A 23516-nucleotide genomic window follows, 5' to 3' on the forward strand; every position below is an offset into this window, starting at 1 on the left:
ATCATCTTCGCATGCTGGCGCGTCTGTCGATCCGTGACATCGTCCTGATCGAACGGCTCGATATCGAATTCTCCCGTGGACTTGCGGTGCTGACCGGCGAAACCGGTGCGGGCAAATCCATCCTGCTCGATGCGTTCGCGCTGGCGCTCGGCGGCCGCGGCGATTCCGGCTTGGTGCGCAATGGCGCCGAACAGGGGCAGGTGACCGCGGTATTCGATGTGCCCAAGGGCCATCCGGCTGCGGCGATTCTTTCCGACAACGGCCTCGAAGACACCGGTGAAATGATCCTGCGCCGCGTTCAGCTTGCCGACGGCCGCACCCGCGCTTTCATCAACGATCAGGCAATCAGCGTGCAGACGCTGAAGGCGGTCGGTTCGGCGCTGGTCGAAATCCACGGCCAGCATGACGAGCGTGCTCTGGTGGATGCTTCCACGCACCGGCGGCTGCTCGATGCGTTCGGCGGGCTGGAAAAGGAGGTCGCCGCGCTCGAGCTGCTCTGGGAATCGCGGCGCACCGCCACCGCTGCGCTGGAGGAGCACCGCGCCGGCATGGAACGGGCGGCGCGCGAGGCGGATTATCTGCGCCATGCCTCCGATGAATTGAAAAAGCTAGCGCCAAAGGACGGCGAGGAGACCGCGCTCGCGGAGCGCCGTACCACCATGATGCAGGGTGAAAAGATCGCAACCGATCTGCGCGAGGCGCAGGAGGCGATCGGCGGCGCGCATTCCCCGGTGCCGGCGCTCTCAGCCGCCGTGCGCCGCCTGGAGCGCCGTGCCGCCAACTCACCGGCGTTGGTCGAGCCGGCCGTGAAGGCGATCGACGCCGCGATCAACGCGCTGGAAGAGGCCGACCAGTATCTCAACGCCGCGCTTCGCGCGACCGATTTCGACCCGGCGGAGCTGGAGCAGATCGAGGAGCGGCTGTTCGCACTGCGCGCGGCCTCGCGAAAATATTCGACGCCGGTCGACAGGCTGGCGGCGCTCGCGACGCAATATGCCTCCGATGTCGCGCTGATCGATGCCGGCGCCGAACAATTGAAGAAACTGGAGGCTGCCGCAGCGGAGGCCGACAAGCGCTATGCAGCGGCCGCTGCGAAGCTGTCGGCGGCGCGCTCAAAAGCCGCGACGAAGCTCGATAAGGCTGTGAATGCTGAATTGCCGCCGCTGAAGCTCGAACGCGCCACCTTCACCACGCAACTTGAAGCCGACGAAACCTCACCCGGGCAGCAGGGCATCGACCGCATCGAGTTCTGGGTGCAGACCAATCCGGGCACGCGGCCGGGACCGCTGATGAAGGTCGCTTCCGGCGGCGAGCTGTCGCGCTTCCTGCTGGCCTTGAAAGTTGTCCTCGCCGACCGCGGCTCGGCGCCGACGCTCGTTTTCGACGAAATCGACACCGGCGTCGGTGGCGCGGTGGCGGACGCCATCGGCACGCGCCTTTCGCGCCTTGCCGGCAAGGTGCAGGTGATGGCGGTGACGCACGCGCCGCAGGTCGCCGCCCGCGCCGGCACGCATCTCCTGATTTCCAAGGACGCGCTCGACAAGGGCAAGCGCGTCGCCACCCGCGTCAACGCACTCGCCGCCGACCACCGTCGCGAGGAAATCGCGCGCATGCTGGCCGGCGCCGAGATCACCGCCGAGGCGAGGGCGGCCGCGGAACGCCTGCTAAGGGCGGCGAGTTAGCTTCTCGTATCCCGGACGCGGTGCAGCGCTCTTGGGCGCTCTCCGCAGAGCCGGGACCCACCTCGCAGAAGCGATGGACTCCGGCTCTGCCGCGCATCACTTTGCGCGGCGCCCGGGGAACACCCGGACTGCCCATCTTTTCTCCGGATCGACTTCATCGTATTCAACGTCCATGGCCAGGTCCGCAAAATCAAAAGCGCTTCCCGACGTCGCCAAACTCACCAAGCCTCAGGCCAAGGTCGAGCACATGCGCCTTGCGCTGGAGCTCGAAGGCCACGACAAGCGCTACTACCAGGAAGATGCACCCAGCATTTCCGATGCCGAATACGATGCGCTGCGCCAGCGCTTCAACGCCATTGAAAAGCGCTTTCCCGAATTCGTCACCTCCGAATCGCCGTCGCAAAAAATCGGCGCCGCGCCGTCGGGGCGTTTCAGGAAGGTCCGCCATTCGCTGCCGATGCTCTCGCTCGACAACGCCTTTGCCGAACAGGACGTGCTCGACTTCGTCGGCCGCATCGAGCGGTTCCTGAAACTGCCGGACAACAAGATCGATTTTTCCGCCGAGCCGAAGATCGATGGCCTGTCGATGTCGCTGCGCTATGAGGGCGGCGAACTGGTCACGGCGGCAACCCGCGGCGACGGCGCGGAGGGCGAGGACGTCACCGCCAACATCCGCACGCTGGAAGACGTGCCGCAGACGCTGAAGGGCCGCAACATTCCCGATATCTGCGAGGTGCGCGGCGAAGTCTACATGACCAAGAAGGCCTTTCTTGCGCTGAACGAACGCCAGAAGGCCGCGGGCGACACGATCTTCGCCAATCCCCGTAACTCGGCGGCCGGCTCGCTGCGCCAGAAGGACCCGACCATCACCGCCTCGCGCCCGCTCGGCTTCTTTGCCTATGCCTGGGGCGAGATGAGCGCGATGCCGGAAGCGACGCAAACCGGCATGATTCACTGGTTCGAGCGCTGCGGCTTCAAGACCAATCCGCTGACAAAACTGTGCCACTCCACGGACGAGCTGATCGCCTTCCACCGCAAGATCGAGGAGCAGCGCTCGCACCTCGACTACGACATCGACGGCGTCGTCTACAAGGTCGACCGCATCGACTGGCAGGAGCGGCTGGGCTTCGTCTCGCGCACGCCGCGCTGGGGCATCGCGCACAAGTTTCCGGCCGAACGCGCTATGACCGTGTTGCGCGACATCGAGATCCAGGTCGGGCGCACCGGCTCCTTCACGCCGGTCGGCAAGCTGGAGCCGGTCGGCGTCGGCGGCGTCATCGTGCAGAACGTTACGCTGCACAATGAGGATTACATCAGGGGCGTCGGCAACAAGGGCGAAGAGCTGCGCGAGGGCCGCGATATCAGGATCGGCGACACCGTCGTGATCCAGCGCGCCGGCGACGTGATCCCGCAGGTCGTCGACGTCGTCATCGACAAGCGCCCGAAGGGTGCGAAGGAATATCACTTCCCGAAGAAATGCCCGTGCCCGCTGCACACCGATGTGGTGCGCGAGGAGACCGCGACGGGCGAAGAGGGGTCGCGCGCCCGCTGCACCGGCGAGTTCGCCTGTCCGTTCCAGAAGATCGAGCATCTGAAACTGTTCGTCTCTCGCCGCGCCTTCGACATCGACGGCCTCGGCGAAAAACAGCTTCAGTATTTCGTCGATGAAGGATGGGTGAAAGACCCCGCCGATATCTTCACGCTCCAGAAGCGCAACAACAAACTGAAACTTGAGGAGATCGAGGGCTACGGCGAAACGTCTGTCCGCAACCTGTTTGGCGCGATCGAGAGCCGGCGCAACATCGCACTGGAGCGCTTCATCTATGCGCTCGGCATGCGCCATGTCGGCGAGACCACGGCGCTGGCGCTGGCGCGCGGCTACGGCTCATGGGATGCATTCCATGAGGCGAGCCTCAAGGTCGCCAAGGGCGACGAGGAGGCGATCGCGGAAATGGATGCGCTCGACCAGATCGGCGATACCGTGATCCAGAGCGTCGCCGCCTATTTCGGCGAGAGCCACAACAAGGACATCGTCGAGCGGTTGACCCGTGAAGTCACGATCATCGATGCCGAGAAGCCGAAGAAAAATTCAGCGATCTCAGGAAAGACCGTCGTTTTTTCAGGCTCGCTGGAGAAGATGACGCGGGATGAGGCCAAAGCCAATGCGGAACGTCTTGGAGCCAAGGCGGCGAGTTCGGTGTCGAAGAAGACTGACTATCTCATCGCCGGGCCGGGCGCTGGCTCCAAGCTGGCGGACGCCAAGAAGCACGGCGTCACCGTGCTCACCGAAGATGAGTGGCTGAAGCTGATCGGGGGGTGAGATTCGCCCTGCCGGCATCCCAGGATTTGCCTGCGACCAATGGCAGCAATGCGGTTTCCGGCCCGCCTCGGATTCTCCATTTGGGCGTTGTTGCCCGATCAAACCGCATGTGAGGAGAAACGATGACCGCTCGTCCCACCATTGCACGCATCTGGCGCGGCCGCGTCGAGCGCCGGCGCGCCGATGAATACGAGGTCTATCTGAACGAGGTCGGGATCACGCCGTTGATCGAGAAGGCGATGGGGGTGCAAAGCCTGCGCGAGGATCGTGACAATGAGAGCGAGTTCATCACGATCTCCTACTGGGAAAGCGTCGAGGCGATGTCGCGGTTCACCGGCGGCGATCCGACCCGCATCCATCATCTGCCGCGAGACAAGGAGTTCTTGATTGAGCTGCCGGAGCGGGTGCAAATCCTCAATATCCGGACGGCACACGGGAACACCGCTGGCGACGTGATCTGACATCAGAGTTGAACGCTTCGTGCTATTGAAGCACAGTGTCGGACGACAACGACAACTTAAGTTCAAACCGGGAGGAAGCGATGATCAAGGTAAGCGTGATGTACCCCAACAAGGATGGCGCGCGGTTCGACCATGACTACTACAAGAACAAGCACATGCCGCTGGTGAAGGCCCGCATGGGCGATGCCTGCAAGTACTACACCATCGACAAGGGGCTTGCCGGCGGCGCACCGGGCGCTCCCGCGACCTATGTCGGCATGTGTCATATCTTCGCCGACTCCGTTGACGCGTTCCAGGCCGGGTTCGGGCCGCATGCGAAGGAGATCATGGGCGACATCAAGAACTACACCGACATCGCGCCGGTCATGCAGATCAGCGAAGTCGTGGTGGAGAAGTAGGGGCTCTCCCCTCCGTCATTGCGAGCGAAGCGAAGCAATCCAGCTTCCTTCGCCGCAACAAGAAAGCTGGATTGCTTCGTCGCTGCGCTCCTCGCAATGACTATTGCAAACCTCAAGCTCTCTCACATCATTCCGCTTTCTTCCTCCTCCGCCTTCTCGATCAATTTCTCGCTCACCACTGCGTCCCGCCGCGGCACCAGAAAAAACATCGCCGAAGCGCAGGCGATCGACAGCGCGAAGACCGCGGCTGTCAGCGGCAGCGTGGTGGTGGAATGGCCACCGAGATAGGCGCCGAACTGCGAGACCAGCGCGCCGACGCCCTGCTGCATGAATCCCATCGCGCCGGAGGCCGTGCCGGCGGCTTCCGGGCGGACGCTGACGGCGCCGGCAAAGGCATTGGCCATCACGAAGGCGTTGCCGACCATCACGATCATCTGGGTGCCGAACAGCCAGCCGGGTGCCTGGTTGATGCCGGCAAAGCTCCAGACCAGATTGAGCAGGCTGCCGCCGAGTTGTAGCGCCAGCCCGAACCAGATCAGCCTTGCCAGCGAGTGATGCGGCGCGAAGCGCACGCAGAAGATATTGCCGACCAGGTAAGCAAAGCCGGTTGTCGCGAACCATGCGCCGTATTCGGCCGTCGTGCGTCCCATTTGGGTCACGACGATGTAGGGCCCGCCGCCGGCAAAGGTGAAGATGATCTGCGAGGCCAGGCTCTGGCACAGCACATAGCCGATGAAGGCGCGGCTCCTCAGCAGCGAGCCGACATCGCCGCGAAAGCTGTTGCTTTCGCTGCGTTCGCCGCGCGTCTCCGGCAGCGCGATCGCGATCAGCACTGCGACGCCGAGCGAGGCGGCGGTGATGAAATAGAAGATCGCACGCCAGCCGAAGGTGATTTCGAGCAGGCCGCCGGCCAGCGCGCTCAGCATCTGCGCCACCATCATGACGGCGATGACCAGGCTGAACATGGCCCCGACGCGTTCGCGGGGATAGAGATCGCGGATGATGGCGCGGCTGATCACCATGCCGCTGGCGCCGCCGAGCGCCTGTAGGAATCGCGCGGCGATAAGCTGCGGCAGCGTGTGCGCCAGCGAGCAGCCGATGCTCGCCGCCACCATCAGCGTCAGGCCCGCCAGCAGCACCGGGCGGCGGCCGAACTTGTCCGACAGCGGCCCCATCACGAGCTGCGAGCAGGCGATGCCGACCATGTAGAGCGACACTGTCATCTGCGCGACCGAGATGTCGCTCTGGAAGGTTTCGGCCAGCACCGGCAGCGCCGGCACCAGCATGTACAGCGAGATCGGCGCCACGCCGGTCATCAGGACGAGCATCAGCAGCATGAGGCGCGATTGCGCCAGGCCATGCTTGTCCGTTGCCGCGCCGGGCGGCTTGCCCATCGCACCATGCATTGAGGTCTGATCCAGTTTGGTGAATCGACTCTAGCGGGATGGCGTCGGGCGGATACGGGTGTTTCGGAATGCGGCTATGCTGGTTGTGGGAAGCCAGGCAATGCCATCGCCGTCGTCCCGGCGAAAGCCGGGACCCATAACCACAGGCCGTCGTTGCCGAGGGAAAGCCGGCTACGAGCGGTGCAAGACAAATTCCGCCGCGGCGTATGGGTCCCGGCTTTCGCCGGGACGACAGCGGAGGATTACTTCAACGCCGCCGTCGCCTCATCCAGCCAAAGCTTCGTCGCGTTATCGTCGAGATGCGGACGAACCGTGCGGTTGACGCGGGCGTGATAATCGTTGAGCCATTTCAGCTCCGCCTCGCTCAGCATCGTCACATCGATCAGGCGGCGATCGATCGGCGCCAGCGTCAGCGCCTCGAAGGCGTTGACCGGCTTTTCCGCGCCGGCCACATCGGTGCCAACAACCAGCTCCAGATTCTCGATCCGGATGCCGTAGGCGTCGGTCTTGTAATAGCCCGGCTCGTTGGAAAGGATCATGCCGCGCTTCAGCGGCGTGGTGCCGAGCTTCGAGATCCGCGCCGGGCCCTCATGCACGGAAAGATAGCTGCCGACGCCATGGCCGGTGCCGTGCTCGAAATCGAGTCCGGCCTGCCACAAAAATTGCCGCGCCAGCGAGTCGAGCTGCGCGCCGGTGGTGCCGTCGGGGAAGACCGCGCGCGCGATCGCCATATGCCCGCGCAGCACGCGGGTAAAGCGATCGCGCATCTCTTCGGTGGGCTTGCCGATCGCGATGGTGCGGGTGACGTCGGTGGTGCCGTCCTCATATTGCGCGCCGGAATCGATCAAGAGGAGATCGCCGGGCACGATGCGCCGGTTGCTCTTGCGGGTGACGCGGTAATGCACGATGGCGCCGTTCGGCCCGGTGCCGGCGATGGTCGGGAATGACACATCCTTCAGGGCGCCGGTCTGGCGGCGGAAGGTTTCCAGCGCCTCGACGGTGTCGATCTCGGTCAAGTGGCCCGAGGGCGCCTCGCGGTCGATCCAGGCCAGGAATCTGGTCAGCGCCACCGCGTCGCGCTGATGCGCGGTGCGGGTGCCCTCGATCTCGGTGATGTTCTTCACCGCCTTCAACAGGCTCACCGGATCGCTGCCGCGCACCGGCTTGCCGCCGGCGCCTGTGATCAGCCGGCTGAGCGCATCCGCTGCCGTGGCATTGTCGAGCGCGATCGCGGCGCCGCTGCGCGCCAGTTCAGTCAGTTTCGGCGTCAGCGCGTCCGGCTCCTCGACATCGGCCGATTGTTCGAGATGATCGCGCGAGCTGTTGGAAAGCTTGCGATGGTCGATGAAGACGGTTGGGCGGCCATCCTTCGGCACCAGCGCGTAGGACAGCGGCAGCGGCGTATGCGAGACATCGGCGCCGCGGATATTGAAGGTCCAGGCCACCGCATGCGAGTCCGACAGCACCAGCGCATCGACGCCGAGCTTGTCGATCTCGAGCCGGATGCGCCTCAGCTTTTCGGCCTCGATCTCGCCGGAAAATTGCGGGCCGTGGATGGAAACCGGCCCCAGCGGCGGCAGGGGGCGCTCATGCCAGATCGAATCGACGGGGTTGCTCTCGACCGGCACCAGTTCGGCGCCGGCCTTGGCGCAGGCGGCGGCCAGCCGCTCGGCTGCCGAAGAAGTGTGCAGCCATGGGTCAAAACCTAGGCGGTCACCGGCCGCAAGGTGTTTTGACAGCCAGTGTTCCGGCGGCGGCTCGACCAGCGGCTCGACCTGCCAGGCCTTTCGGTCGACCTGCTTGCCCGCCTGGAGCGTATAGCGGCCGTCGACGAACACCGCGGCTGCCTTGGTCAGCACGATCGCCATCCCGGCCGAGCCGGTGAAGCCGGTCAGCCAGGCCAGCCGCTCCTCGGAAGGGGCGACATATTCATTTTGCTGCTGATCGGCGCGGGGGACCACGAATCCCGTCAGTTTCCGGCGCGCCAGCTCCTCGCGGAACATGGCCAGCCGCGCGGTCAGCGCCACCCCGCCTTCGGGTTCTTCGAATGTCTGGAAATGGGCTTCGAACATTGCGCGTTCATTCTAGGTTTGAAGAGAGGCGTCCGCAATGCGGCCCAAATTTCCCTTCATTTGGCATGACTTGTGCTTGAAATATGAAGCTTGCGCTAGACAAGCCAGAACGGTTCGCGGAGCAAATCGTTCTGAGGATGACCGGGAGACTTCAAGGGGTGTCTCAACTCAACGACGAGGGGATACACAATGCCCGCTTTCACGTTTGAAAAAATTACGCCGCCGGTGCGCCAGGAGCCGATTCCGCCGGTCGCCAACAAGAAGCAGCGCGGCGTGATCATCCAGATGCTGGACCGGTTTGCCGAAGCCCGGGTCAAGCGCGCCCAAAAGGTGAAGAAGGGCGCGATCGTCGTTCGCAAGACCAGCTAGAAGCGGCCCGTCTTACGCAACAGCAGGCTGCTCCAGCCTTCGATCCGCAGATGTTTCAGGGGCACCAGCCCGCGGGCCCGATAGGCCGCGATGACGGCCGGCGCCTGATGGTTCAATAGACCCGACAGGATGACCAGCGCCGACGGCGCCAGATGCCGTGCCATCGGCTCGGCCAATTGCCGCAGCGGATTGGCGAGGATGTTTGCCAAGACAAGGTCGAATGGTCCGCGCCGCGCGAATTGCGGGGCCGAAAAGCCGGTGGCGCGGATCATCTCGATCAGATGCCCGGTCTCATTGAGCCGCGCGTTCTCGCGCGCGACCTGCACCGAAGGCGGATCGATGTCGCTGGCCAACACGCCGTTCTTCAGCGCCTTGGCGGCCGCAATCGCCAGCACCCCCGTGCCGGTGCCGAGATCGAGCACGCGCCGCGGCCGATAAGCCTTCAGCACATGATCGAGCAGTAAAAGGCAGCCGCGCGTCGTGCCGTGATGGCCAGTGCCGAACGCCAGCGCCGCCTCGATCTCGATGGCGAGTTTGTTCGCCGGCACGCGTTCGCGGTCGTGCTGGCCGTGCACGATGAACCGCCCGGCCGGGACGGGCACGAGGTCTTCGAGGCTGGCCTTCACCCAATCCTTGGCCTCGACGGTGTCGAAGGCGACGGCTTTCGCAATCTCCTCGCCGGCAGCATTGCCGACGAGTTCGCGCACCAGCGCCTGATCCGGCGCCTCGGCAAAATGCACGGTAACATCCCAGCGCCCGTCCGGCCGCTCGAACGCCGCGAAGGCGGCCTGATCCTCGAAGAAGATTTCGGTCAGCGTGTCGACCACCCGCTTGGCCGCGGCTTCATCGCCGATGGCAAAGCTGGCGCGGTGGGTGGCGGGGGTGAGGGCGGAAGTCGTCACAGCTTCTCAACGTTCAATGCAAGGATTCCGAACAATGCTCTACACGGGATATACCGGGATTCTCCACAGCCTTGCGGCCATCTCTTCAACAGCTATAGGGACCGTAGTCCCGCAGTCTTCAACAGGTTTTCCACAGGGCTGTCCACCGGCTTATCAACGCCCCGTAAACAGCGCGCGATGGTCGGCAAGGATCACGCGCGCGGCGTTGTGGCCGGGGGCGCCGGTGACACCGCCGCCCGGATGGGCGCCGCTGCCGCAATGGTAAAGGCCCTTCAGCGGCCCGCGATAGTCGGCGTGGCCCAGCATCGGGCGCGCGGAAAAAAGCTGGTTCAGCGTCAATGCGCCGTGAAAGATATCCCCACCCAGCAGGCCGAACTGGCGCTCCAGATCGAGCGGGGAGAGCATCTGCCGGCCGATCACGCTCGCTGCAAAGCCGGGGGCGTATTTGTCCACGGTCGCGATCATGAGATCGGCGACCTCGTCGCGGTGGTCGTCCCAGGATTGGCCGTCCGGCAGTTCGGGCGCGACATGCTGGCAGAACAGGCTGGCGACATGCTGGCCTGCGGGGGCCAGCGTATCGTCGAGCGTGGAGGGGATCAGCACCTCGATCACGGGCTCGCGGCTCCAGCCATGGGTGCGCGCATCCTGCCAGGCGCGATCCATATAGGCGAGGCTCGGGGCGAGGATGATGCCGGCGGTGAGATGGTCGCCGTCGCCCGGCAGCGCGCTGAACGAGGGCAGGGCGCCGAGCGCGACGTTCATCCGGAACGTGCCCGAGCCGTTGCGCCAGCGCGTGATGCGTTCCAGAAATTCCGGCGCCAGCGCCTGCGCCGGCACCAGCCGCGTGTACAGCAGCTTTGGATTGACGCTGGAGGCGACATATTTTGCGCGGACGGTTTGGCCGTTGTCGAGGACGACGCCGACGGCGCGGTCGTTCTCGACGATCACCTCGCGCACGCCGGCATCGAGCTCGATTTCGGCGCCGCGCCCGCGAGCGGCGCGCGCCATCGCCTGCGTGATCGCGCCCATGCCGCCGATGGCATGGCCCCAGACGCCCTTCTTGCCGTTCACCTCGCCGAAGGCGTGGTGCAGCATCACATAGGCAGAACCCGCCGCGTAGGGGCTGGCATAGTTGCCGACGATGGCATCGAAACCGAACAGCGCCTTGACCAGATCGCTTTCAAAACGTTCGTCCAGCATCTCGCCGGCGGAGCGCGTGAACAGGTCGAGCAGGCTGCGCTGCTGCTCCAGCGTGAGCTTTCGCAAAATGTTGCCGGTGCCGAGCGCGTTGAAGGCTTCGCGGATCGCAGTCGCGCCAAAACCCTCGACGAGGTTCGGCGGCGCGCGCAATACGAATTGCCGGAGCACGTCGGCGATGGCTTCCAGTTCGCGCGAGAAGGCATCGATGCGGTTGGCGTCGGCTGCGCTTAGCCTTGCCACGGAGTCGCGCGTACGGCCTTCGCCGGTGAGCAGGTAGCTGCCGTCAGGCGCGGGCAGAAAGTTCTGTGCGCGGCGCTCCACGATGCGCAGGCCGTGATCGGCGAGGCGCAAATCCGCAACGACTTTTGGATTGAGCAGGCTGACCGTATAGGCCGCCACCGAGTTGCGGAATCCCGGGCAAAACTCTTCCGTCACCGCGGCGCCGCCGGCGACCTTGCGGCGCTCGACCACCTTCACCCGCAGCCCGGCCATCGCGAGATAGGCCGCGCAGGTGAGGCCGTTATGCCCCGCACCGATGATGATGACGTCCGTTTCGTTCATGTCCGCTTCAAGAAGGAGTGATCGATCGAATCAATCCGGCTTGTCCGGATGTTGATAGCTGACGATCGTTGCACCCTTGGCCTTGAGCCAATCGTCGGCCGTCGACGCGCGCAACGCATGAATGCCGTCCAGCCATGAGACCTTGCTCCCGATGTCGAACTGCCGGGTTGGCGGCATTGCTTCGGGATCATCCAGACTGTTGATCGCGACGCTGACGTGCCCGGTGCTGACGAACGAGTACGTCAGCGGCGTACCGCAATCGCGGCAGAAGCCGCGCTCGACCATGTTGGAGCTCTTGAAGATCGACAATGTGCCGCGCGTCCAGCGCAAGTTCTCTCGCTCACCGCCGGTCAAGCCCATGAAGGGCTGGCCGGACGCCTTCTGGCACATCCGGCAATAACAGACGCTCGAATGGGTCGGTTTCTCCAGCCACTCGTAACGCAGCGCTCCACACTGGCAGCCGCCGGTCAGTCGATCGCTCGATCCGGTCATCGTCAAACCTCGCAGGAACCAAGGGTCAGAACTCATTAATTTTACTGCCGCGACAGTACAATACCGATGACGCGTCTTATCCGTCATTGCCCCTGATGTTTTCATATGCTCAATTCGCCGCCTCTGGCGTCCCCTGCCGGAACTCCTTGCCGGCTCAAGCCGGGCTCAAGCCGGAGCTTTCATGATTTCTGAGCCGTCCGCTTCGCGAAACCGGCTGGTGCTGGCCGTCTACACGCTGGCGATCTTCGTCAGCGCGCTGCTGCTGTTCTCGGTGCAGCCGCTGTTCACCAAGATGGTGCTGCCGCGGCTCGGCGGCTCGCCGGCGGTGTGGTCGGTGGCGATGGTGTTTTTCCAGTCGCTGCTGCTCGGCGGCTACGCCTATGCGCATTATCTGATGAAGCTGCGCAACCGGATCATCCCGGTCGTGGTGCATCTCGTGCTGCTCGCGGTGGCGATGCTGACGCTGCCGCTGTCGATCGCGATCGGCTGGGGCGAGCCGCCCACTTCAGGCTACGCGTTCTGGCTGCTCGGCCTGTTCGCGGTCTCGATCGGCCTGCCGTTCTTCGCGCTGGCTGCCAACAACCCGCTGCTGCAGGCCTGGTTCGTCCGCACCGGCCATCCTGACGGCCCCGATCCCTATTTCCTCTACGCCTCCTCGAACATCGGCAGTTTTTTGGCGCTGCTGTCCTATCCGTTCCTGCTGGAGCCGATGTTCACGCTGCGCACCCAGAACCTGATCTGGACCGGCGGCTATGGCCTGCTGATCCTCTTGATAGCAGGCTGCGGCACGCTGCTGCTGCGTTCGCCCGCCAATGCGGCGACGATCAACATGCCGGAAAACGAAGTCGACGCTCCCGCGCCGTCATGGCTGGTTCGCGCGCGCTGGATCTTCCTGGCCGCCGTGCCGTCAGGCCTCCTGATCGCGGTCACCGCGCATATCTCGACCGACGTCGCCGCTGCGCCGCTGCTCTGGGTACTGCCGCTGTCGCTGTATCTGCTCACCTGGGTGCTGGTGTTCCAGTCGCGGCCGCTGCTGCCGCATTGGATCATGCTGCTGCTCCAGCCGGTCGCCATCGCCGGCGTGGTGATCCTGTTGGCCGTGGGCGGTGAGCAGAACCTGCTGTTGACGCTCGGCGGACACCAGCTCTGCTTCTTCGTGATTGCGATGGCCTGCCACGGCGAACTCGCGCGCACGCGCCCGCCGGCAAGATATCTCACCGGTTTCTATGTCGCGCTGTCGTTCGGCGGCATGGTCGGTGGTCTCTTTGCCGGCCTGATCGCGCCGTACACCTTCTCCTGGATCGCGGAATATCCGATCCTGCTGGCGCTCGCCGCCCTATGCCGCCCGCCGGCAAACGAGCGCTTGCCGCGCTGGACCCAATGGTACTGGCCGCTGCTTGCCGTCATAGCGGTGGCGCTGATCGCGCCGACCTTCACCACCGGGAAAATCTTTACCTGGATCGAAGCCAATCGCGTCTGGACGATCGGCTCGGTCGGCGTCCTTGCGGCGCTCGTCGCGCTGGCACTCAATGCCAACCGCTGGAAAATCTTTGCCACCGTCGCGGTCGCGCTGGTGCTGCTGCGCGCTTATCCCGCGGACGACGGACGCGTCGAAACCGTGCGCAGCTTCTTCGGCGTTCACAAGATCCAGACGACATCGAACGGGCAGTATCACGTGCTGCTGCACGGCACGACGATCCACGGCGCCGAGAAATTCCGGAACGACGACGGCACACCGGTCACCGGCCGGCCGGAGCCGATCACCTATTATCACAAGGACGGCGGCATCGGTCAGGCGATCACGGCGATGCGCGAGCGCAAGGGCGCGCCGTTGCGGGTGGCGGTGATCGGGCTCGGCGCCGGCACGCTTACCTGCGCCTCCGAGCCCGGCGAAGACTGGAAGTTCTTCGAGATCGACCAGACCATGGTCGATACCGCAAAGGACCCGAAATATTTCACCTACATCCAGAACTGCGAGCCGAACTTGAAGCCTGTCATCGGCGATGCGCGGCTGACCTTTGCGCGCGAGCCGAGCGGCACCTATGACGTCATCATCGTCGATGCCTATTCGTCCGACGCGATCCCGATCCATCTCGCCACCGAAGAGGCGATGGAGATCTACAAGGACAAGCTGGCCCCGCACGGCGCGGTAGTGATGCACGTGTCCAACCGGCACCTGGAACTGGAAAGCGTCGTCGTCGGCATTGCCGATGCCAATGATATGAAGAGCTGGGTCTATAGCGAGGATACCGGACGCGACAACGAATACATCTTCTCGACCACGGTCGTGGTCTCCGCGCGCGAGGAGGCCGATGTCGGCAGCCTGGCGTCATCCGATAAATGGGCGCTGACAGAGCCGGAAGACAACCAGCGGGTCTGGACGGACGATTACTCCAATATCATCGGTGCGCTCTGGCGCCGGCTGCGCCGGGGCGAGGAGTAGGCCTTGACGAAAAAGGGGGGCCGAGGCCCCTCTTGCTTCGTCACTTCTTCGCCGGCGGAACGGATGCCGCCAGCAACGGTACCGTCGGCCCGCCGTCATCTTCGTCGAGGAACTGTTCGACCCTCGCCTGGATGGTCGACTTGACGTGATCGGCCCCGCGATCGCTGAGCTCGTTGTGCTGGAAGTCGGTCTTGACCAGCTTGATGCCGGCCTTCTCGCAGATGTCGTCGTCCGGAATGACGCCCGGATCGGGCTTGAAATGCGGATCCTTCGAGCGGAAGGACAGGATCTTGAACTTGCCGTCGGTGACGAACGGCACCCGCAGATTGTCCAGCGTCACGACCTTCTTCACCAGCTCGGGATGCTGCTTGGCGAAGAACATCGACATGTCGCCGCCGTTGGAATGGCCGATCAGGGTGAGGTGGCGATAGTCGGCATTGGGATAGCGCTTCTTCATCTCCTCGATCGCGAACTTGATGTTGAACGTGCCGCGCGAGTAGTGCAGGCGCCGGCCGACATATTCCTCGCCCTGTTTGGTCACCATCGGTCCGTCGGTGTCGAGGTCGTGCTGGATGCTGGCGACGAGATAGCCGCGGCTGGCAAACAGATTGGTGAGGAAGGAATACTCGGTGTGCTTGACGGTGTTGCCGTGGCTGAGGATCGCCACCGGCAGCTCGATCATTTCGGCCATCGCCTGCATCTCGCGGTCGCGGCGCACGGCGACGTCGAAGGTGACCGGACGTCCATCGCGCAGGATGTCGTCCACGGTCAGTGTCGTGTGCTTGATCGCCCATTTGCTCGCAGTGAAATAGGCCAGAAGCGCCAGCGCGCAGAGCGCGAAAACGGCAAACCCGCGTTTCATCCCAACCCCCTGAAATACCCCGGAGCGCGATGCAATCTGAAAGGGTTTCGGCTCCGATGCGTCGCGGAGAGGGAAACCCTCGCCGGACGCATGGCGGAATAATTGGCGGGGTTTTCTTACAGTTGGATGACAGGCGTGACCGGATGCAATCACGTTTGATCACGCCGGCGGGAGGCGGGTCGATATGCAATAACAATCAGTTGAAGCAGGCGCGTGGCGCCCATCCGGCCCGCAGCGATGGCTGCGCGCCGGCGCGATAAAGCGGAGCCCGCCGGCTAGTCCTGGGAGCTGAACAGCCCGCGCTGCTGGTAGTACGGCTGCGGCTGCTGCTGGTAGTAGCCGCCCTGCGGCGCCGCCTGATAGGTGCCGCCATTACCGTAGTATTGTTGCTGCGGGTAGGCCTGCGCGCCGTAGACGCGGCGTGGCGGCGCCGGATAGCGCTGCTCGGTGGAGCTGCCGTCGGCGGGATAGATGTAGCCGTCATCGGCACGGGCCTGCGGATAGGCGCTCTGTGGATAGGCGCTCTGCGGGTAAGCTCGCTGCCCTTGCGGCGTGATCACGACGGGATCGCCGGCATTGTCATATTGCTGCTCGTACTGCGGCTGTGGGGCGCGGCGGGCGACGGCGGTATTGCCGCGCCGCGGATTGCGCGCCAGCGCCACCTGCGAGGAGCCGGTGAGCGTCACCGTGGTGTTGAGCACGCCCTGCTGCTGGACCAGCGCGTAGAGCGTTGCCGCGTTGGCGCGCGACAGCCGCACGCAGCCATGCGAGGCCGGGCTGCCGAGCCGGCTCGCCGAGTCGGTGCCGTGGATCGCATGGCCTATCTTGGTGAAGAAGATGGAATGCGGCATCGGCGCGTCGTCGAATTCCTTGGAGTAGTGGTCCTCCTCCATGCGGAAGGCGCGGAAACTGCCGTTCGGCGTCTCGTAGGACGGCAGCCCGCTCGAGACCGGCCAGCGATAGCGCTCGACGCCGTCGACCGCGACGGTCATCTGCTGGTTGTCCTTGTCGACGGTGATGGCGACTTTGGCCTGGGCGGCCCCGGTGGCGAGCAGCAGGGCGGTGAACGCAACGAAGAAGGAACGCATCTGACCTTGGCCTCCCGGGCCTTATTTGCAGCGCCGCGGCTCCACGTCCCCGGCACTCAATATGCCCGGATTTCGACCTTGGTTCCAGTAGCCTGCTCAGGGATCGTTAATGAAAGGCGCGGCGCAAGCAAGGCGCTGGCGGGGCGGGCGGCGGTGACTTTTTCGCGAGTAGCTTCATTTTCGCCGTCATTCCGGGACGTGCGTGAAGCGCGAGCCCGGAATGACGCGCCTTCGCGCGTCAATTCCGCAGCCGATACCCGGTTTTGAAGATCCACCACACCAGGACCATGCAGATGACGAGGAAGCCGACCGTCATCCCGACGCTCAGCGCCACGCTGACATCGGCGATCTCGTAAAAGCTCCAGCGGAAGCCGGAGATCAGATAGACCACGGGATTGAGCATGCTGATGGCCTGCCATCCCGGGGGCAGCATGCTCACGGAATAGAAGCTGCCGCCCAGGAAGGTCAGCGGCGTCACGATCAGCATGGGGATCATCTGGAGCTTCTCGAAACCGTCGGCCCAGATGCCGATGATGAAGCCGAACAGGCTGAAGGTGACGGCGGTCAGCACCAGGAAGAGCAACATCCACAGGGGATGATGGATGTGCAGTGGCACGAACAGTGCGGCGGTGGCGAGGATGATCAGGCCGAGGATGATCGATTTGGTGGCGGCGGCGCCGACATAGCCGATCACGATCTCGAAAAAGGAAATCGGCGCGGACAGGATTTCATAGATCGTGCCGACGAATTTTGGGAAATAGATGCCGAACGAGGCGTTGGCGATGCTCTGGGTCAGCACCGACAGCATCACGAGCCCCGGCACGATGAAGGTGCCGTAGCTGACCCCCTCGACCTCGGTGATGCGCGAGCCGATTGCGGCGCCGAACACCACGAAATACAGCGAGGTGGAGACGACTGGCGAGACGATGCTTTGCAGCAGCGTACGCCAGGTGCGCGCCATTTCGAACAGATAGATCGCGCGGATCGCTCGCCAGTTCATGATCGTTTCACCAGGCTGACGAAGATGTCTTCGAGCGAAGACTGTTCGGTATCGAGATCGCTGATGCGGATACCCGCGGTGCGCAGGTCGCTCAGCAGGCTGGTGATGCCGGTCCGGTCGCCCTTGGTGTCGTAGTGATAGGTGATCTGCTGCCCGCCTTCGGCAAGGGCGAGGTTGTAGGGGGCTAGTGCCGCCGGAATTTCATCCAGCTTGGCTTGCAATTCCAGCGTCAGCCGCTTGCTGCCGAGTTTCTGGATCAAGGTGGCCTTGTCCTCGACCAGGATGATCTCGCCCTTGTTGATGACGCCGATGCGGTCGGCCATCTCTTCGGCTTCCTCGATGTAGTGCGTCGTAAGGATGATGGTGACGCCCGAGGCCTGGAGCGCCCGCACCACTTCCCACATGCCCTTGCGCAATTCGACGTCGACGCCCGCGGTCGGCTCGTCCAGGAACAGGATTTTCGGCTCGTGCGACAGCGCCTTTGCGATCATCACGCGCCGCTTCATGCCGCCGGACAGCGTGATGATTTTCGAATCCTTCTTGTCCCAGAGCGAAAGGTCCTTCAGCACCTTTTCGATATGCGCCGGGTTCTTCGGCTTGCCGAACAGGCCGCGGCTGAAGGTGACGGTGTCCCACACCGATTCGAACGCGTCGGTATGTAGTTCCTGCGGCACCAGCCCGATCAGCGAGCGGGCGGCGCGGTAGTCGCCGTTGATGTCATGGCCGCCGACGGTGACGCTGCCGGTGCTCGGATTGGTGATGCCGCAGACGATGCTGATCAGCGTGGTCTTGCCCGCGCCGTTCGGTCCCAGCAGCGCAAAAATCTCGCCTCTGGCGATGTCGAGGTTGATGTTGTTCAGCGCCTTGAAGCCGGAACCGTAGACTTTCGACAGGCCGGAGACGGATATGATGGGTGACATGGCGGCTTGGAGGTCGAGATCGGGATGGCGGGGGATGGCAGCAGGCGCGTCCGCGTGCCGCAGCGGGGGAGGGATCGATTACAAATCAGATAGGAATGCGTGATCCGTTACGCAATCGGCCGGATCGAGGAAAGATTTATTCTGCAGCGTGCGCGCGGGCAGGTAGTTCGATCAAGGCAACCATGTAGGTTTTGAGATCGTCCGCGACCTCGGGATCGGCCTTGAGTTCGGTCAGGGTTCGGGGGCGCGGGAGCCGCTCGCCGTCGCTCTTGAGGCCTTCAACATGGAGCTCCAGGGCTTCGGCCGCGTTACGCAACGCTTCGTCGATATCGTCGCCGGCGGAGATGCAGCCTGGCAGGTCGGGGAACCACACGCCAACGGCGTAGTCCGGTCCCGCGTCCTCGATAATGGCGACGTAGTGGGCCATGTCCGAGCCTCGAACCGTTTGACTACTTTTTCTTCTTCGCCGATTTCGCCGCAGCCGGGGCCGCCGGCTTGGCCGGTTCCGGCTCCGGCATTTTCATCAGGGTGACGACCTGGATCTGGTTGTTCACGGGCGCGGTGGGGCGCGCTTGGTCGATGAACTGCTCCTCGCCGAGGCCCACCGATTGCACGCGTTTGGTGGCGATCTTGAAGGTGTTGACCAGCATGTCGCGGATCGCGTCGGCGCGGCGTTGGCTGAGGATGACGTTGTTCTCGCGCCTTCCGTTCGACTCGGTATGGCCGACGATCAAAACGCCATAGGGCAGCATGCTGGAATGCACCAGCGCGTCGGCGAGGCGGCCGAGCGTCTGATAGGAGGCCGGCTGCACGATCGGCGTATCCACGTCGAACTGGAATTCGAGATTGACCGTCGGCAGCTTGGTCAGGTCGGGCGCGATCAGCGGACGTTTGTTCGGCGGCGGATCGGTTTTCGAGCGCACCTTCGACCGCTCCAGCACCTGCTGGCGCAGCGCCGGGACGTCGATATCAGGCGCGCTCTCGAACTTGTTGAGCTTTTCGATGATCTCGTCCCGCGTGACGGCGCTCTGCGACCGCGCGGGAAGCGCATCGGCCAGCAGCAGCGCGCCGGCCACCATGCCGATCCCGCAAAAATTTCGCGTCGCGGGCAGCATCATTTGTACCCCGCGTCGACCATGGCCTGGGTGCAGTTGCGGCTGACGCCCTGCGCCGTGATCAGGCAGGGGACAGATCGGCTGGTTTCCTTGGTCGAGCCGCCGCAGATCTTGACGATTTCGCGGGTGCAGGCGTTGGCCACCGTGACGCGCGCGGCGATGCGCTTCTGGATCGCTTCAAAGCTTGCGAGGTAGTTCGCCTTGCATTGCGGCGACGCCACGTCCTGGTTGCGGGAGAGGCATTCCTTCATGCGGTCGGTATACAGATTGACGCCGCGGCAATTGGCGGTGATCTCCGCCGCGCAATTCTTCGCCAGCATCGCTGCGGCATCGCCAAAGCTCATCGTCTCCGCCGCCGCCAAAGACGGCACGGCCAGCAATGCGGCAAACAGAACAATCCCTCCCCGGAACATGGGGACATCTCAACCGGGGATTTGGGCGATGGTCAAGGGCCGGAAGGACACAGGGAGGCCCTGTGTCACGCCCGCTCCACAAAACTATCCACCACCTTCTTCTCGCCGGCCTTTTCGAAGGCGATGGTGAGCTTGTTGCCGTCGATCCTGACGACATGGCCGTAGCCGAATTTCTGGTGGAATACGCGGTCGTCCAGCGAGAATTCCGACACGGTGCCGGTGGATTTGGCCACCAGCTCGCCCTCGATCACGACAGGGCCGCGCTTGTTGCGGGAGAAGCCGCCGGATGAATAGGACGACTGTCCCTCGTCAAAGCCGCCTCTAGCCTGGCCCCCGCCGCCCCGGTTTCGGTTGCGATTGGCCTGGGCACGCTGCCAGCCCGGCGTGGAGTAGCTGGAGCCGAAGGATTCGACATTGTCGAAGCGGGAAGGGCCGTAGCCGCCGCTGCCGCCCCAGCCGGAGCCGCCTTTGGATTCCGTGATCTCGACATTGTGCGCCGGCAATTCGTCGAGGAAGCGCGAAGGAATCGTGGTCGACCAGGTGCCGTGGATGCGCCGGTTGGTCGCAAAGTAGATTTTTGCGCGGCGGCGCGCGCGGGTCAGGCCGACATGGGCGAGGCGGCGTTCTTCCTCGAGGCCGGCGCGGCCCTGTTCGTCGAGGGTGCGCTGGCTCGGAAACAGGCCTTCCTCCCAGCCGGGCAGGAACACGTTGTCGAATTCCAGTCCCTTGGCCGAATGCAGCGTCATCAGCGACACCGCCTCTTCCTCGGCGGTGCCCTCGCGATCCATCACCAGCGCGATGTGCTCGAGAAAACCTTGCAGGTTCTCGAACTCCTCCATCGAGCGGATCAGTTCCTTCAGGTTGTCCAGCCGGCCGGCGGCGTCCGCAGAGCGATCCTTCTGCCACATCTCGGTGTAGCCGCTCTCGTCCAGCACGATTTCCGCAAGCTCGGTGTGCGCGGTGACCTCGCGCTGGGCGCGCCAGCGGTCGAATTGCAACACGAGGTCGCGCAAGGCGCCGCGCGCTTTCGGCTTCAGCTCGTCGGTTTCGACCACCGCGCGCGCTGCCTCGAACAGCGGAATGCGGCGCTTGCGGGCGTGGTCATGCAGGAGCTGCACGGTGGCATCGCCCAGCCCGCGCTTGGGCACGTTGATGATGCGCTCGAAGGCGAGATCGTCGGCGGGCGAATTGATGGTGCGCAGGTAAGCCAGCGCGTCGCGGATTTCGGCGCGCTCATAGAAGCGCGGACCGCCGATCACGCGATAGGGCAGGCCGAGCGTGACAAAACGGTCTTCGAATTCACGCATCTGGAACGAGGCGCGCACGAGGATCGCCACCTCGTTGAGGTTTTCCTTGGCGCGCTGTAGCTCCTCGATCTCCTCGCCGATGGCGCGGGCTTCTTCCTCGGAATCCCAGGAGCCGGTGACGGTGACCTTTTCGCCGTCCTCGTCCTCGGTGCGCAGCGTCTTGCCGAGCCGGCCCTCATTGTAGGCGATCAGATGCGAGGCGGCGGCGAGGATGTGGCCGGTCGAGCGGTAGTTGCGCTCGAGGCGGATGACCTTTGCGCCGGGGAAATCGTGCTCGAAGCGCAGGATGTTGTCGACCTCGGCGCCGCGCCAGCCATAGATCGACTGATCGTCGTCGCCGACGCAGCAGATGTTTTTGAGGGGCGAGGAGGGCGCCGCAGCACTCCTCTCCCTCCCCCCGTCCTTTACGGGGTCGAGACGAGCGGAGCTCGCTCTTAGAGGGTCGGGGTGAGGGGCTCTCTCCGCGGGCGCGATTCGTGGAGAGTCCCCCTCACCCGGATTGCTTTGCAATCCGACCTCTCCCCGCAAGCGGGGAGAGGTGGAGTTCGACGGCATCTGCGACAGCAGCCGCAGCCACAGATACTGCGCGACATTGGTGTCCTGATATTCGTCCACCAGGATGAACTTGAAGCGGTTCTGATACTGCCGCAGCACGTCGGCGTGCTCGCGGAAGATGCGGATGTTCTCGAGCAACAGATCGCCGAAATCGGCGGCGTTCAGAATCTTCAGCCGCTCCTGATAGCTCGCATAGAGCTTTCCACCCTTGCCGTTGGCGAAAACAGCAGCTTCGCCCGCCGGCACCTGCGATGGGGTCAGCCCGCGGTTTTTCCAGCCGTCGATCAGCCCGGCCAGCATCCGCGCCGGCCAGCGCTTGTCGTCGATGTTCTCGGCCTGCAAAAGCTGCTTCAGCAGCCGAACCTGGTCGTCGACATCGAGCACGGTGAAATTGGACTTGAGCTGCGCCATCTCGGCATGGAAGCGCAGGATACGGCCGCCGATGGAATGGAAGGTGCCGAGCCACGGCATGCCCTCCACGGCCTGGCCGAGCATCTGGCCGAGCCGCAGCTTCATCTCGCGCGCGGCCTTGTTGGTGAAGGTCACGGACAGGATTTCATGCGGCCGCGCGCGGCCCTGGCTCAGGATATGGGCGATGCGCGTGGTCAGCACGCGCGTCTTGCCGGTGCCGGCGCCAGCCAGCACCAGCACGGGGCCGTCGAGCGTCTCGACCGCTTCACGCTGTTCCGGATTGAGGCCGTTCAGGTACTGCGGCGCGGCCGAGGCGCGGGCACGCGCGGCAATCCCGCCCGGCGAGGGCTGGTGCTCCGGCACACTCTGAAACGGCAATTTGCTCGGCTCTGTCATCTGCGAATCGTCTCGTCCCCACGATGGCACCGCAGGGTGGTGAAGGGGAGCCTTCTTAGCAGGGATTATTGGCCATATAGGGCCTGATCGGCTGATTTGACAGGTTTTATCGCGCTGCTTTTGGCGGCCCGTTTGGCCTTGTCCTCGGCCGGATTCGTTCCCTTCTCAGGACAAATTTTCGCTGATCTCAAGCCAGGAACTTCCATTTCCGGGGCGGATTGTTCCTCCAGTCGCGGCGCTCGGCGCCGAACAGAAGAGACAGAGAGGACTTGCCATGTTGAGCTGGGTCGTAACGTTTCTGGTCATTGCGCTGATCGCCGGCGTATTGGGCTTTGGCGGCATCGCCGGTGCGTCCGTCGAAATCGCCAAGGCGATCTTCTTCATCGCCATCATCCTGTTCCTGATCTCGGCGGTGGTAGGCGTCGTTCGTGGACGGTCAAACGTCTAGCGGGCCTCATATTGGCGCATGATCTCCGCGCAAACGCTTCGCGTTTGTCGCAGGGAAAACCGGTACCCACTTTTCCGGATCATGCGCGACTACTTCGAGGGCATCGCCACCTTGCGGCCGATGCCCTCGGGGCGCGGCAGGCCCGCGTGTGAACTAACCACATCGCGAACACGGGCCTGAATATCCAGCGGAAACGGCGCGACCTTGCGCGCATTCATGTCGATATGCAGCGTCATATTTTCCGAAGTGGCTGAGATCCACCCCTCGGTGGCGTGACGCAATTCCTCAAACGTGTGAATGCGCTTTTCATCCGAGGCGAGCAGATAGACGGTGACCTGCACGGGGTCGCCGAGATGGATTTCTCTGACATAGCGCACATGGCATTCGGCGGTGAAACTCGAGCCGTGACGCGCCTTCATGTAGGCCGGCCCCATCCCGAGCTGTAGCCACATTTCGTCGATCGCGCGGTCCATCATGACGTTGTAATAGGCCATGTTGAGATGGCCGTTATAGTCGATCCAGCCGGGCTCGATCTGCATTACGGACGAGCGGAATGGCACCGGCGGCAGTGGCATATCCCGGAGGCTGACATTGGCGGCGTTCGCGCTCGTCATCGGTCCATCTCGTCTGCGATCTGATCTCTTGACCCCCCATATAACCTTTGCCACGGTCCGCTCAAAGCCGGGAGGAATTTT

At 63.9% G+C, this 23516-nt stretch carries 21 protein-coding genes; 7 read left to right on the top strand and 14 right to left on the bottom strand.

The window, feature by feature from the left end:
- Positions 1-11: 11 nt before the first annotated feature.
- From recN to JQ628_RS27525, 4 genes are all read left to right on the top strand, one after another.
- Positions 12-1682 (top strand): DNA repair protein RecN, encoded by a 1671-nt coding sequence (gene recN, locus JQ628_RS27510; protein WP_212227545.1) that lies wholly within the window; start codon positions 12-14, stop codon positions 1680-1682.
- 172 nt (positions 1683-1854) lie between these two features.
- On the top strand, positions 1855-4002 hold the full coding sequence (gene ligA / locus JQ628_RS27515; RefSeq protein ID WP_212227554.1) for an NAD-dependent DNA ligase LigA: 2148 nt from the start codon (positions 1855-1857) through the stop codon (positions 4000-4002).
- 122 nt (positions 4003-4124) lie between these two features.
- The gene (locus JQ628_RS27520) at positions 4125-4463 is read left to right on the top strand and encodes an antibiotic biosynthesis monooxygenase family protein (protein ID WP_212227556.1); all 339 of its coding nucleotides are present in this window, start codon (positions 4125-4127) and stop codon (positions 4461-4463) included.
- Positions 4464-4543: 80 nt separating this feature from the next.
- Positions 4544-4861, top strand: coding sequence for an EthD family reductase (locus JQ628_RS27525; protein ID WP_212227564.1), 318 nt, complete (start codon positions 4544-4546; stop codon positions 4859-4861).
- A gap of 122 nt (positions 4862-4983) precedes the next feature.
- Here JQ628_RS27525 and JQ628_RS27530 read toward each other — a convergent pair whose 3' ends face one another.
- Positions 4984-6267, bottom strand: coding sequence for a multidrug effflux MFS transporter (locus JQ628_RS27530; RefSeq protein ID WP_212227566.1), 1284 nt, complete (start codon positions 6265-6267; stop codon positions 4984-4986).
- 242 nt (positions 6268-6509) lie between these two features.
- Entirely contained in the window at positions 6510-8339 is a 1830-nt protein-coding gene (locus JQ628_RS27535; RefSeq protein WP_212227568.1) for an aminopeptidase P family protein, read from the bottom strand.
- A gap of 189 nt (positions 8340-8528) precedes the next feature.
- On the opposite strand from JQ628_RS27535, the gene JQ628_RS27540 reads away from it, so the two are divergent.
- Entirely contained in the window at positions 8529-8708 is a 180-nt protein-coding gene (locus JQ628_RS27540; RefSeq protein WP_212227570.1) for a hypothetical protein, read from the top strand.
- Here the strand turns inward: JQ628_RS27540 and JQ628_RS27545 are convergent.
- From JQ628_RS27545 to JQ628_RS27555, 3 genes are all read right to left on the bottom strand, one after another.
- Positions 8705-9610 carry a 50S ribosomal protein L11 methyltransferase gene (locus JQ628_RS27545; RefSeq protein ID WP_212227572.1) on the bottom strand — a complete coding sequence of 302 codons (906 nt, stop codon included), beginning with the start codon at positions 9608-9610 and terminating at the stop codon, positions 8705-8707. The genes JQ628_RS27540 and JQ628_RS27545 overlap by 4 nt on opposite strands.
- A 153-nt stretch (positions 9611-9763) precedes the next feature.
- Positions 9764-11371, bottom strand: a complete 1608-nt coding sequence (locus JQ628_RS27550) for a phytoene desaturase family protein (RefSeq protein WP_212227574.1) — start codon at positions 11369-11371, stop codon at positions 9764-9766.
- Between the two features lie 30 nt (positions 11372-11401).
- Positions 11402-11863, bottom strand: coding sequence for a GFA family protein (locus JQ628_RS27555; RefSeq protein ID WP_212227576.1), 462 nt, complete (start codon positions 11861-11863; stop codon positions 11402-11404).
- Between the two features lie 181 nt (positions 11864-12044).
- Between JQ628_RS27555 and JQ628_RS27560 the strand changes: the two genes are divergently transcribed.
- Positions 12045-14306, top strand: a complete 2262-nt coding sequence (locus tag JQ628_RS27560) for a spermidine synthase (RefSeq protein ID WP_212227578.1) — start codon at positions 12045-12047, stop codon at positions 14304-14306.
- Between the two features lie 40 nt (positions 14307-14346).
- Here the strand turns inward: JQ628_RS27560 and JQ628_RS27565 are convergent, their stop codons facing one another.
- The 8 genes from JQ628_RS27565 to JQ628_RS27600 all read right to left on the bottom strand — a co-directional run bounded on the left by JQ628_RS27565 (position 14347) and on the right by JQ628_RS27600 (position 22373).
- Positions 14347-15168 (bottom strand): alpha/beta hydrolase, encoded by an 822-nt coding sequence (locus JQ628_RS27565; protein ID WP_212227580.1) that lies wholly within the window; start codon positions 15166-15168, stop codon positions 14347-14349.
- 275 nt (positions 15169-15443) lie between these two features.
- Complete coding sequence (locus JQ628_RS27570; RefSeq protein ID WP_212227582.1) at positions 15444-16256, bottom strand: L,D-transpeptidase; 813 nt, start codon at positions 16254-16256, stop codon at positions 15444-15446.
- 238 nt (positions 16257-16494) lie between these two features.
- Positions 16495-17256: an ABC transporter permease gene (locus tag JQ628_RS27575; protein ID WP_212227584.1), complete on the bottom strand. Its 762-nt coding sequence runs from the start codon at positions 17254-17256 to the stop codon at positions 16495-16497.
- A complete protein-coding gene (locus JQ628_RS27580; RefSeq protein ID WP_212227586.1) occupies positions 17253-18176 on the bottom strand; it encodes an ABC transporter ATP-binding protein in 924 nt (307 codons plus the stop codon). The genes JQ628_RS27575 and JQ628_RS27580 overlap by 4 nt, the downstream gene beginning before the upstream one ends.
- Positions 18177-18312: 136 nt before the next feature.
- Positions 18313-18603 carry a type II toxin-antitoxin system HicB family antitoxin gene (locus tag JQ628_RS27585; protein WP_212227588.1) on the bottom strand — a complete coding sequence of 97 codons (291 nt, stop codon included), beginning with the start codon at positions 18601-18603 and terminating at the stop codon, positions 18313-18315.
- Positions 18604-18625: 22 nt separating this feature from the next.
- Positions 18626-19294, bottom strand: coding sequence for an OmpA family protein (locus tag JQ628_RS27590; RefSeq protein ID WP_249128510.1), 669 nt, complete (start codon positions 19292-19294; stop codon positions 18626-18628).
- The gene (locus JQ628_RS27595) at positions 19291-19704 is read right to left on the bottom strand and encodes a hypothetical protein (RefSeq protein ID WP_212227590.1); all 414 of its coding nucleotides are present in this window, start codon (positions 19702-19704) and stop codon (positions 19291-19293) included. The genes JQ628_RS27590 and JQ628_RS27595 overlap by 4 nt, the downstream gene beginning before the upstream one ends.
- A 65-nt stretch (positions 19705-19769) precedes the next feature.
- Positions 19770-22373, bottom strand: coding sequence for an ATP-dependent helicase (locus JQ628_RS27600; RefSeq protein WP_212227599.1), 2604 nt, complete (start codon positions 22371-22373; stop codon positions 19770-19772).
- A 274-nt stretch (positions 22374-22647) separates the two neighbouring features.
- Here JQ628_RS27600 and JQ628_RS27605 point away from each other — a divergent pair, with 274 nt between their 5' ends.
- The gene (locus tag JQ628_RS27605) at positions 22648-22821 is read left to right on the top strand and encodes a DUF1328 domain-containing protein (RefSeq protein WP_212227601.1); all 174 of its coding nucleotides are present in this window, start codon (positions 22648-22650) and stop codon (positions 22819-22821) included.
- Between the two features lie 89 nt (positions 22822-22910).
- On the opposite strand, the gene JQ628_RS27610 is transcribed toward JQ628_RS27605, so the two are convergent.
- A complete protein-coding gene (locus JQ628_RS27610; RefSeq protein ID WP_212227820.1) occupies positions 22911-23396 on the bottom strand; it encodes a thioesterase family protein in 486 nt (161 codons plus the stop codon).
- Positions 23397-23516 lie beyond the last annotated feature (120 nt).

The organism is Bradyrhizobium lablabi, assembly GCF_018129385.1.
Classification (GTDB): Bacteria; Pseudomonadota; Alphaproteobacteria; order Rhizobiales; family Xanthobacteraceae; genus Bradyrhizobium; species Bradyrhizobium lablabi_C.

Coding starts and splice junctions, on each gene's coding strand:
- recN (WP_212227545.1), top strand. CDS start 12: ATGCTGGCGCGTCTGTCGATCCGTGACATCGTCCTGATCGAACGGCTC.
- ligA (WP_212227554.1), top strand. CDS start 1,855: ATGGCCAGGTCCGCAAAATCAAAAGCGCTTCCCGACGTCGCCAAACTC.
- JQ628_RS27520 (WP_212227556.1), top strand. CDS start 4,125: ATGACCGCTCGTCCCACCATTGCACGCATCTGGCGCGGCCGCGTCGAG.
- JQ628_RS27525 (WP_212227564.1), top strand. CDS start 4,544: ATGATCAAGGTAAGCGTGATGTACCCCAACAAGGATGGCGCGCGGTTC.
- JQ628_RS27530 (WP_212227566.1), bottom strand. CDS start 6,267: ATGCATGGTGCGATGGGCAAGCCGCCCGGCGCGGCAACGGACAAGCAT.
- JQ628_RS27535 (WP_212227568.1), bottom strand. CDS start 8,339: ATGTTCGAAGCCCATTTCCAGACATTCGAAGAACCCGAAGGCGGGGTG.
- JQ628_RS27540 (WP_212227570.1), top strand. CDS start 8,529: ATGCCCGCTTTCACGTTTGAAAAAATTACGCCGCCGGTGCGCCAGGAG.
- JQ628_RS27550 (WP_212227574.1), bottom strand. CDS start 11,371: ATGAACGAAACGGACGTCATCATCATCGGTGCGGGGCATAACGGCCTC.
- JQ628_RS27555 (WP_212227576.1), bottom strand. CDS start 11,863: ATGACCGGATCGAGCGATCGACTGACCGGCGGCTGCCAGTGTGGAGCG.
- JQ628_RS27560 (WP_212227578.1), top strand. CDS start 12,045: ATGATTTCTGAGCCGTCCGCTTCGCGAAACCGGCTGGTGCTGGCCGTC.
- JQ628_RS27565 (WP_212227580.1), bottom strand. CDS start 15,168: ATGAAACGCGGGTTTGCCGTTTTCGCGCTCTGCGCGCTGGCGCTTCTG.
- JQ628_RS27570 (WP_212227582.1), bottom strand. CDS start 16,256: ATGCGTTCCTTCTTCGTTGCGTTCACCGCCCTGCTGCTCGCCACCGGG.
- JQ628_RS27575 (WP_212227584.1), bottom strand. CDS start 17,256: ATGAACTGGCGAGCGATCCGCGCGATCTATCTGTTCGAAATGGCGCGC.
- JQ628_RS27580 (WP_212227586.1), bottom strand. CDS start 18,176: ATGTCACCCATCATATCCGTCTCCGGCCTGTCGAAAGTCTACGGTTCC.
- JQ628_RS27585 (WP_212227588.1), bottom strand. CDS start 18,603: ATGGCCCACTACGTCGCCATTATCGAGGACGCGGGACCGGACTACGCC.
- JQ628_RS27590 (WP_249128510.1), bottom strand. CDS start 19,294: ATGATGCTGCCCGCGACGCGAAATTTTTGCGGGATCGGCATGGTGGCC.
- JQ628_RS27595 (WP_212227590.1), bottom strand. CDS start 19,704: ATGTTCCGGGGAGGGATTGTTCTGTTTGCCGCATTGCTGGCCGTGCCG.
- JQ628_RS27600 (WP_212227599.1), bottom strand. CDS start 22,373: ATGACAGAGCCGAGCAAATTGCCGTTTCAGAGTGTGCCGGAGCACCAG.
- JQ628_RS27605 (WP_212227601.1), top strand. CDS start 22,648: ATGTTGAGCTGGGTCGTAACGTTTCTGGTCATTGCGCTGATCGCCGGC.
- JQ628_RS27610 (WP_212227820.1), bottom strand. CDS start 23,396: ATGCCACTGCCGCCGGTGCCATTCCGCTCGTCCGTAATGCAGATCGAG.